Below are 11,677 nucleotides of genomic sequence, written 5' to 3' on the forward strand. Positions count from 1 at the left end.
ACGCTTCAATAGCCACCTGTAATGGCCGCCTATAAATTGAGCATATGGTTAAAAAGCTACTTTTTTATTCGTTTTTTTTCTTAACATGCTTTTTTGCTAAAGCCCAGACAGCCCTGGATTTAAGCTTTTCCAAAACGGATATCAGTTGTAATGGAGCGGCTGATGGTACAGCAACAGCTAATCCTTCCGGTGGCGCGATACCTTACCAATACACTTGGTCGAACGGAGCAACTACGAAAACAATAAGTAATCTTGCCGCGGGAATATACTCCTGTAAAGTGACTGACCGCCTGGGGGCCTCGGTAAGCAAGAGCGTTGTTATTGTCCAGCCGGGGATATTGAATGCTTCCATTTCGCAAACAAATATTACCTGCAATGGTGCCGACGATGGAACCGCCGCACTAACAGTAAGCGGCGGTTCCAGTCCATATACTTATGATTGGTCTAATGGGGATAAAACAAACTCCGTACAGAATTTAGCTCCCGGAACTTATACCTGTACCATCACCGACGCAAACGGCTGTACAACATCGGCTGAGGTTAACATTGCTCAGCCATCGCCGTTATCTCAGACTGTAACTAAAACGGATGTTTTGTGTAATGGTGCTTCGACCGGTGCGGCTACTGTTGTGGTCACCGGTGGTACGAAGCCCTATACATTCAATTGGAGTAATGGCGCAACTACCGACCGCATAACATCTGTTCCGGCGGGAGATTATACCTGTACCATTACCGATGCAAAGGGTTGCGTAACTACTGCATCCATATCTATTTTGCAACCGGAAGCTATTGCGATAGTTACTTCGCAAACTAATGTACTTTGTAACGGCGACAACAGTGGTTCAGCTACCGTCACGGTAACTGGCGGAGTTAAACCCTACGGTTATCAGTGGAGCAACGGTGCAAGCACGCCTACTATAAATAACCTTGTTGCCGGTACTTACACATGCATAGTAAATAATGCCAATGGTTGCGAGCAAACTGCCACAGTAACTGTTACGGAGGTTTCAGCCTTTACTATATCCGATGTAAAATCCGATGTAAAATGTAACGGTGGCAACGACGGTTCAGCAACGTTGACGGTTAGCGGCAGTACGGCTCCTTATACCTATTCATGGTTCCCATCTGGTGGCTCTTCAGCTACTGCGAGTAATCTGAGTGCCGGAGTGTACACATGCACAGTTACCGATGCCAACGGCTGCGATACAGTTATAGCAGTGACAATCGGGCAACCGTCAAAACTTGCTTTCAGTAGTTCTACAACAGATATACTTTGTAATGGTGCCTCAACAGGCGCCGCGGCTTTGACGGTATCAGGCGGAACTGCTCCTTATTCATACAGCTGGAGCAATGGAGCAACTACATCTTCCATCAGTAATGTAAAAGCTGGAACATACACCTGTACGATCACCGATGCGAACGGGTGCAGTGTGGTAGCAACCATCAGCATTCAGGAACCACCCGCGATCCGGTTCACCACTACGCAGACCAATATCATCTGCAACGGCGACGCTACCGGAGCGGCCGGAGTCATCGCGACAGGCGGCGCAAAACCCTACTCATACCTGTGGAATAACGGTGCAACCACTGCTTCAATTAGTAATGTCAGAGCGGGAACCTATACCTGTACGATTACAGACGCAAACAACTGCCAGGCAACCGCCACCGTTACCATTACACAACCCGGCCCGATAACGTTTACAACTAATCAAATGAATGTGAGTTGTAATGGCGCCAATAGCGGGCAGGCGTCAGTAAATGTAAGCGGAGGCGGAACCGGACCTTACACTTACAGCTGGTCCCCTTCGGGTGGAACGGCGGCTGTTGCAACAGGGCTTGCGGCCGGAACCTACGTATGCACAATTACTGATGTAAATGGTTGTGATACCACAGCAACCGTTACGATAACCCAACCCACTGCACTCACTTCTACAGTTTCACAAACCAATATTCTCTGCAACGGCAAGGCCACAGGTTCGGCAAAAGTAACTGCAGCAGGCGGAGTAGGCCCTTATAAATATAACTGGTTGCCATACGGCGGAACGGCCGCTACTGCTTCGGGTTTAAGGGCGGGTACTTTCATTTGTACGATTACCGATGCTAACGGCTGCACGACAACATCCACTGTTACCATTACACAACTGGCAGCTTTTTCATTTACAGTTACACACACCGATGCGAAATGCAACGGCCAGGCAACAGGTTCTGCCACTGTGACTGTTACCGCCGGAGGAACAGCGCCTTATCGTTATAGCTGGTCGCCGAGAGGCGGAGCGGCTGCCACCGCCAATGGTCTTTCAGCCGGTCGGTATAGCTGTCTTATTACTGACGCGAATGGCTGTGATACAACAGCGAATGTTATAATTTCAGAACCAGCAAAACTTTCCGCTACCGCGACAAAGACAGTTATCACCTGCAAAGGGGCCAAGGATGGTACCGCTACGGCAGTTGTAAGCGGTGGTACAGCTCCCTACACCTATAAATGGTCGCCGGGAGGACAAACTACTGCCAAGATAATTAACCTCGGTCCGGGCACATATACCTGCACTGCCACAGATGCCAACGGATGTACAATCATTGGTACGGTATCACTGGTAGAACCGCCTGTATTTTCAGCAACCACCACACGTAAAAATATCAGTTGCAATGGCGGAGCCGATGGTAGTGCCACAGCTGTCCCTTCAGGCGGAGTCAGTCCTTACACTTATAGCTGGTCCAATGGTGCCACTACCGCTACTATTAACAACCTTGCTGCCGGAACTTATACCGGCACTGTCAAAGATGCCAACGGATGTATAACAAATATATCCGCTACAATTACAGATCCGGCGCCAATTTCTGCACAAACTTCAGCTACCAATATTACCTGTAACGGTTTGAATAACGGAACGGCTACTGTCAATCCTTCCGGCGGAACGCCGCCATATACTTATCAGTGGTCGAACGGTGGCACAACAAAAACAATAAGTAACCTTGCACCAGGCAGTTATACCGTTACAGTGAAAGACGTAAATGGGTGTACTTTTAACGTTGCCAGCCCGGCAGTAGTCAGCCAGCCACCGGCTCTTTCTGTAACAACAACTCAAATTAACGTGATCTGCAGCGGCAGCGCTACAGGGATTGCAAAGGTCGCCGTAACCGGGGGTACACCACCTTACAATTATCAATGGTCGCCTGCGGGTGGCACCGGCGCGACAGCCACCGGTCTTGTCGCAGGTACTTACACTTGCGCAATTACCGATGCAAAAGGGTGTAAGACATCCGCCACCGTAACAATTACCGACAAATCCCCACTTATAGTTACGCCAACGACAACCAATGTCAGTTGTAAAGGTGCGGCCGATGGTTCCATCTCGCTCGCGGTTTCAGGTGGTACGGCGCCATATACTTATCAATGGGTACCGGGAGGAGCAACCACCGCGTCAATCAACAACCTGGAACCGGGTTCTTATACATGTACAGTTACAGATGCCAATGGGTGTATTAAGATACAGACCATCGATATAACAGAACCTGAAAAGCTGAAGGCCACTATAACTAAGACATCTGACGTGACTTGCAATGGCGCTTCGGACGGATGTGCCACAGTGGAAGTTACAGGCGGCACTTTGCCTTATACATACAGTTGGTCACCTTCGGGTGGAACTAATGCAACCGTATGCGGTTTGGGTCCGGGATCCTATACCTGCACCGTAACCGATGCAAATGGTTGTAAAGTAACTACCGCACCCGCGACAATCAACGACCAGCAACCTATCAATGGCAATATTTCTCATACCAACGTTACTGAGGCCGGTGCAAATAATGGCTCAGCAAGTGTCAGCCCGTCTGGCGGAACTCCGCCTTATACTTATAGCTGGTCGCCAGGAGGACAAACCACCTCATCGATTAACAATCTGCCGCCCGGCACTTATACATGTACCATTACGGATGCTAACGGCTGTAAAGAGACCGAAAGCGTTGTGGTACAACAACCCACAGATCCAACACTCACGATATCAAAAACAAATGTAAGCTGTAACGGTGCAAACGATGGTTCAGCAACTGTATTGGTCGCCGGAGGCACTGCTCCGTATACTTATAGTTGGTCGCCCGGTGGACAAACCACTCAAACTATCAACAACCTGGCGCCTGGTACCTACACCTGCGTTGTGACTGATTCAAAGGGTTTGAAAGACGCCATCAGCGTCACGGTTTATCAGCCCGCTCCAATAACAGCGCAAGTAGCGACCAACGCCGTCGAATGTAATGGAAACTCAACAGGTTCAGCGACCTTGTATCCATCAGGAGGTAGCCGGCCATATAAATATTTATGGTCAAACGGAGCCACAACAGCTACTGCCAGCAACCTTGCTGCCGGAACATATAATTGCGTGATCACCGATGTAAATGGTTGTACGCAGACTATTTCCAATATAGTTATTACTCAGCCGCCGCCGCTTAGTGTCAATGTCGCCCAGATTAATATCAGCTGTTCAGGTATTAAAAACGGCGAAGCATCAGTTACGGTAAGTGGGGGTACAGCGCCTTATTCTTACAAGTGGTCGCCAAGTGGCGGTAATGGACGAATAGCAACCGGGTTAGCGGCCGGTACTTACACCTGCCTGATCACCGATGATAACGGATGTAATTCAACAGTTTCCGTTACAATTACATCTCCTGACCCGCTTGTCGCTTCAGCCACTAAAGCAAACATTTCCTGTAATGGTGCAAATGACGGAACAGTTACTGCTGTGATCAGCGGCGGAACGCCGCCTTATAGTTATAAATGGGAACCTAACGGCGAAACGACTGCTACTATTAGTAATCTGTCTCCAGGAACCTATACTTGTATTGTTATCGATGCCAACGGATGCAAAGTGGTCGGGACAGCTGATATAACGCAACCCGAGATTCTGAACGCGGTTGCAGCAGTCACAAATATCACTTGTAAAGGCGACGCGGACGGAAAAGCCACAGCCAATGTGACCGGTGGTACCGCGCCGTACAGTTACAGTTGGTCAACCGGTAGCACAGCCCAAGCAATCAGCAACCTGACGCCTGGTAGTTATACCTGTAACATAACCGATGCAAATGGTTGTAAAACAACAATGACGGCTGATGTAACAGAACCAGATTTTGTTTCGGGAGCAATCTCAAAAACAGATGTAAGCTGCAACGGCGGAACTGATGGAAGTATCACTATATCGGGAACCGGCGGAACAGCACCTTATACGTATAGCTGGGACAACGGCGCGACTACCGCAGCCATCAATAATCTTGTAGCAGGGAACTACGTTTGTACAATTACAGATTCTCATCAATGCACCGGGACTGTTACAGTAACTATTACTGAGCCTGCAGTTTTATCTGCGACAACAGAGCAAATCAATGTAATCTGCAACGGGGATGCCGACGGCATTGCCAATGTCACAGTTACAGGAGGTACGGCGCCATATACTTACAACTGGACACCCAAAGGGGGAACTGGTCCGACGGCAACCGGGCTCACTGCCGGAACTTACACTTGTGCGATTTTAGATGCGAAGGGTTGTACAACGACAGCTACCGTAACCATCACTCAGCCAGATCCGCTATTAGTTGATGTCGACCAGGTGAATGTAAGTTGTAAGGGCGCAGGCGACGCACGGGTTACCTTGACACCTTCGGGCGGTACAGCGCCTTATACGTATAGCTGGTCGAACGGGGCAGCAACAGCAGAACTAACTAATCTGGCCCCGGGTACCCAGACTTACACCGTGACCGATGCAAATGGTTGTGAGAATGTTGGAACAATCGAGATTACTGAACCTAAAACGCTTGCTGCCAGCTCAACGCATACCAACGTTTTATGTAAATCGGGCAGTGATGGGTCTGTCACTGCTACCGCGATTGAGGGTACCGCGCCATACAGATATTCCTGGGCTCCCGGAGGAGCAACTACTGCTACGGTTACCGGATTAAAAGCTGGAACTTACACTTGTACAATTACCGATGCAAATGGCTGTACAGTAACAACCAGTCAGACGATTACGGAACCAACAATATTGGCGGTAAGTGTCGCCCAGACTAATATCAGCTGTAATGGGGCTGCTGATGGAAATGCCACGGTAACCGCTTCCGGAGCTACGCCGGGCTATACCTATAATTGGTCGAACGGAGCAACGACTAATGCAGTTACAGGGTTGGCACCGGGCAGCTATACATGTACCATCGCCGACCAGAACGGTTGCGACACAACTATCTCTATGGTAATTACACAACCCGATGTCCTTGCCTATACAACTGGTCAAACCGATGTTCTCTGTAATGGCAACAGCACCGGATCGGCAACAGTAACCGTGAGCGGCGGAACCACACCTTATACCTATAACTGGAATAACGGCGCAACTACCGCAACCGCAAACAATCTTGCCGCAGGAACTTACACTTGCGTGATTACTGATGCCCACGGATGTACAACTACAGCAACCGTAACTATATCTGAGCCGGCTGTTCTGGCTTTCACAACAGCACATACCGATGCTGATTGCAATGGAAATAATACGGGTAAAGCGTCGGTTACAGCTTCGGGAGGAACTTCTCCTTACACTTATTCCTGGAACACAGGTGCAACAACCAGTAGCATAACAAGCCTTGTAGCCGGCACCTATACGTGTACCATCACCGATGCCGCAGGTTGCCAGGTAACAGCGACTGTAGTGATTAACGAACCTACTGCACTCGCACTAAGCCCTTCGCAAACCAATGTTGACTGTAATGGTAACAACAACGGCTCTGCTACTATAAGTGTAACAGGCGGAACACCTCCTTACAGCTACAGCTGGAATACAGGTGAAACGATACCGGTAATTAATAATCTTGCGCCCGGCACTTATACGTGTACGGTCACCGATGATAACGGGTGTACAGCAACTTCTTCGGTTACCATCACGCAGCCTCCTGTGCTGGCAGCCAGCGTTACAGCAAAAACGAATGTAAATTGTCATGGTGGCAACACCGGTTCGGCTACCGTTTCAGTAACGGGTGGTACTGCACAGTACACCTATCTCTGGTTGCCAGGCAGTATAACAACTGCGACGGCGTCAAACCTGGCTGCAGGAATTTATGTTTGTCGGGTAACCGATGCAAACGGATGTATCGCAGAGATCGCTACAATTATTACTCAACCTTCGGCATTAACAGCGTCAACCACCAGTACAAATGCAAATTGTAACGGCACAGCAACAGGTGGTGCCGGCGTTCACGTTAGCGGAGGCGTAACCCCGTATACTTATTCCTGGTCGAATGGAGCTACTACCGATAGTATCGCTAATCTCAATGCCGGGACTTACACCTGCACAATTACCGATGCAAATAATTGTACGACAACGGCGACAGTAACCATCACGCAGCCTACAACGCTTGCCGTGACAACCTCGCAGAGAAATGTTGATTGCAATGGAAACAGCACCGGTGGAGCTCGTGTAACCGTCAGCGGCGGAACCAATCCTTATACATATAGCTGGTCGAACGGTTCTGCTTTGGATAGCGCCGTAAATCTCGCTGCGGGAACGTATACCTGCAATATAACCGACGCCAACGGCTGCATTGCCACCACTACGGTAACGATCACTGAGCCGGCGGTACTTAGCGCAAGTATAACAGCTCAAGCCAATGTAAATTGTAACGGCGCACAAACCGGCTCGGCGACGGTTTCTCCGGTAGGAGGAACATCTCCTTATACCTATCAATGGTCTGTTGGAGGCATCACTGCCGCAACGGCAACCGGTTTGGGCGCAGGTACTTATACCTGTACCGTAACTGATTTGAATGGTTGTACTACCACGGCAACTGTTGTAATTACACAGCCGGATATTTTAGTCGCCACAATAGGTTTGCAAACAAATGTAAGTTGTAACGGTGTCAATGATGGCTCTGTAACTGTCCAGGCTTCCGGCGGTACCGCACCTTATACTTACCTGTGGTCAAACGGAGCAACTACTGCGCAGGCCAATAACATCGCCGCCGGAAATTACACCTGTACCATCACGGATGCAAGCGGCTGTACAACCACCATTAATGCCACAATTACTGAGCCTGCTGTGCTCGCGTTTACATCTGCCCAAGTGAATGTGAGTTGCAACGGCAGCAGTACCGGTTCCGCAAAAGTAACTGTCAGCGGCGGTTCCAGTCCCTATACGTATCTGTGGTCAAACGGAAGTACCACCGACAGCATCGTCAATGTAACCGCCGGAACTTATACCTGCGTCATAACGGATGCTCACGGATGTATTGCTACGGCTTCAATAACTATAACCGAACCGACGGTTCTGAGTTTTACAACCAATCAAACAAATGTGACCTGTAACGGCGCGTCCACGGGCGCTGCCTCAGTGACAGTAAGCGGTGGAACCAGTCCGTATTCTTACCTCTGGTCGAACGGTGCAACTACCGCTGCGATTGATGACGTAAAGGCTGGTGCATACACCTGCACAATTACAGATGCCAATGGTTGCACAACGACAGCATCGATCACTATTACGGAAGCAGCAGCGCTTGCAGCAGTAACTAAACAAACAAATGTGGATTGCCATGGCAATAGCACAGGAGGTGCTTCCGTAACCGTCAGCGGGGGCACTGCACCATACACTTACAGCTGGTCGAGCGGAGCTACAGCCGACACTATTTCAAACCTGCCTGCCGGAAGTTATTCGGTTACGATTACAGATGCTAATGGTTGTAAAACCTCTGCAACAGTAACCATTACCGAGCCGGCGGTACTTAGCGCCAGCGTTACTTCTCAAGCCAATTCCGGCTGTGATGACAATTCTGGTTCTGCCACTGTAACAGTAGTCGGAGGTACTTCTCCGTATAAATACCTGTGGTCCGTTGGCGGAGTCACCGATTCTACGATAACAGGATTAAGTGCGGGTAGTTACACCTGCACCGTCACCGATGCACAGGGTTGTACCACTACCGCGACAGCAGTGATCACCAAACCTGAAGCACTGACTGCGTTAATCAGTTTGCAAACAAATGTTGCATGCAATGGCGGCAATGATGGAGTTGTTGCTGTTCAGCCTTCCGGAGGAACGCCGCCTTATTCATACCTGTGGTCGAATGGAGAAACCAGCGGCCGTATTAATAATCTTACAGCCGGAACCTATAACTGCACCATTACAGATTCCAGAGGTTGCAGCACTATTGTAACAGCCACAATCACCGAACCAACAGTTTTGGCATTCACACAAAGGCAAAAGAATGTAGCCTGTCACGGCGATAATAGCGGATCCGCCGCAGTATCGGTAAGTGGCGGTACCGCTCCGTACGTTTATAAGTGGTCGAACGGGGCCGTTACAGATAGTGTTGGTGGTTTAATCGCAGGCACTTATACCTGTACAATCACTGATTCGCATGGTTGTGACACAACTGCGTCGGTTACGATAACTGAACCAACTGCGATAACCTTCCGTACTGCGGAACGGGATGCTCTTTGTAATAGCACAGCCACCGGAAACGCGGTCGTACTTGTTACAGGAGGAACTCCGCCGTATACTTATCGCTGGTCAAACCGACGAACAACCGAAACTATCGATAGTCTTGCGGCCGGAACCTACACCTGTACAATTACTGACGCTAATGGTTGTGATACGACCGCTGTTGTCGTGATCAACCAACCTGATTTACTGACAGCGGTAGTTACACAAAAATCAAATGTAAGCTGCAATGGAGCGAACGATGGGACTGCAACTGTGCTGCCATCCGGAGGCACGCCCCCTTACACCTACGAATGGTCAAATGGCGGAACTACCGGAAGAATCTCAAACCTGGCGCCGGGATTATATTTATGTAAGATTACCGGATCTAACGGTTGCGTGACGAGGGCAGAGGTTGTAATTACTCAGCCACCTGTGCTTACTTTTACAACAAGCCAGACAAATGTTACCTGTAACGGCGGCGGCAGCGGATCGGCCAGGGTTGTTGCAAGCGGCGGTACAAGTCCGTATACCTATCAATGGAGCAATGGAATAGCTTCAGATTCGACGGCTAATCTCCATGCCGGAACATACACCTGCGTAATTACAGATGCCAATGGTTGTGACACGACTGCGACTGTGACGATTACCGAAGGAGCTGCCATTTCATTCACAACATCTAAAACAGATGTAAAATGTCATGGAGGCAGTACCGGTTCGGCAGCCGTTGCAGTAAACAATCCCGGCACATATACTTATGCATGGAGCAGCGGCGCTACAACTGCCGCTATTACCGGATTGAAAGCGGGGGTTTACAACGTAACAATTACCAACAGCAATGGCTGCGATACCACTGCCAGTATCACTATTGCAGAACCTGCGACGATTGCCGTAACTATGTCACAAACGAATATCAGCTGCAATTCGGGAACTACGGGTTCTGCCGCAGTAGCTGTTAGCGGCGGCACAGCGCCTTATACTTATAGTTGGTCTAACGGGCAAACTACCGCTGCAATAAGCGGGTTAACGGCCGGCAATTATTCTTGTTTAGTAACTGATGCTAACGGCTGCGACACAACTGTAAGTGTTACGCTGCTGGCCAGTAGTTTCGAGGCATCTAAAACCGTAATTGACGAAAGTCAGGACAATAATGCAGATCCGAACGAACTATTGACCTATTCAATCCGGGTGAAAAATACAGGAACAACTGCCATTGACACTATTCTCATCAGCGACCAGGTACCGGCACTTACAACATTCGTCAGTACGGCTCAAGGTTCTGTCGCCAATAACACACTTACGATAAATGATCGTCAACTAGCTGTAAACGAAGAACGTGTTTACTCATTTGTAGTTCGAAGAAATCAAAACGTAGGCGGTGCCCAGTTTATTTCGAATACCGCAAGTGTCAGTACAGGGAAATCGGCTGGCGCAGCGTGTGTGCTAAACCCATCAGTAAACATACCGATCCCGACAAATACACCGACAATAAAAATCGTCGACCTGTCGATTCTCAAACAATCAGAACCAAAAGCCGTGCGTGTCGGCGATAACTACGAGTATTCAATTACTGTTTCGAATACCGGTGCTACGGCTGTACCTGTGACGGTGACAGATACCCTGCCATCGAGCATCAGCTATCTGAGCAGTACGGTCAGTGCCGGTAAGGTTAACTATGAAACGGGCAGCCGTATACTCACCTGGCAAATTGATTCGCTTCCTAACGGACGTAGTGAATCGCTAAAAATTATTGTTAAAGCGGTAACAGATGGTATGGTAACGAACACATCCTGGGTAGCAAGTCCGCAAATCGATCAGAATCCTGAAAACAATAAATCAAGTAATGTGAAGGAAATTACCCGGTTCTTCATTCCAAACATCATTACTCCAAACGGTGATAATAAAAACGATGCATTTGTGATCATCGGGCTTGATACATACGATGACGCAATCTTTTCAGTTTATAATCGCTGGGGAAACCAGGTATATCATAACGAACACTATAAAAATGAATGGACAGGCGAAGGTTTAAATGAAGGAACTTATTTCTATACACTCATTCTTAAATCGGGCGACCGGGTAGAAAATTATAAAGGATGGATACAGTTGCTGCGATAGCGGCCAAATGAAAAGACTTATGAAAAAGCTTGGATTACTAATGGTTTTAATGGGAGTTTGCCAGCTGGTGGGCGCCCAGCAGGATGTACAGTTCAGTCAGTATATTTTTAACCCGCTGAATT

Annotated in this window: 1 protein-coding gene; it reads left to right on the forward strand. The window is 48.8% G+C overall.

Features of this window, described 5'->3' with window-relative positions:
• Positions 1 to 44: 44 nt before the first annotated feature.
• Entirely contained in the window at positions 45 to 11,555 is an 11,511-nt protein-coding gene (locus tag GS399_RS19895) for a T9SS type B sorting domain-containing protein (RefSeq protein ID WP_160846412.1), read from the forward strand.
• The last annotated feature ends 122 nt before the right edge of the window (positions 11,556 to 11,677 follow it).

The organism is Hufsiella arboris, from assembly GCF_009834875.1.
In the GTDB taxonomy this organism is placed as follows: Bacteria; Bacteroidota; Bacteroidia; order Sphingobacteriales; family Sphingobacteriaceae; genus Hufsiella_A; species Hufsiella_A arboris.

Coding starts and splice junctions, on each gene's coding strand:
- GS399_RS19895 (WP_160846412.1), top strand. CDS start 45: ATGGTTAAAAAGCTACTTTTTTATTCGTTTTTTTTCTTAACATGCTTT.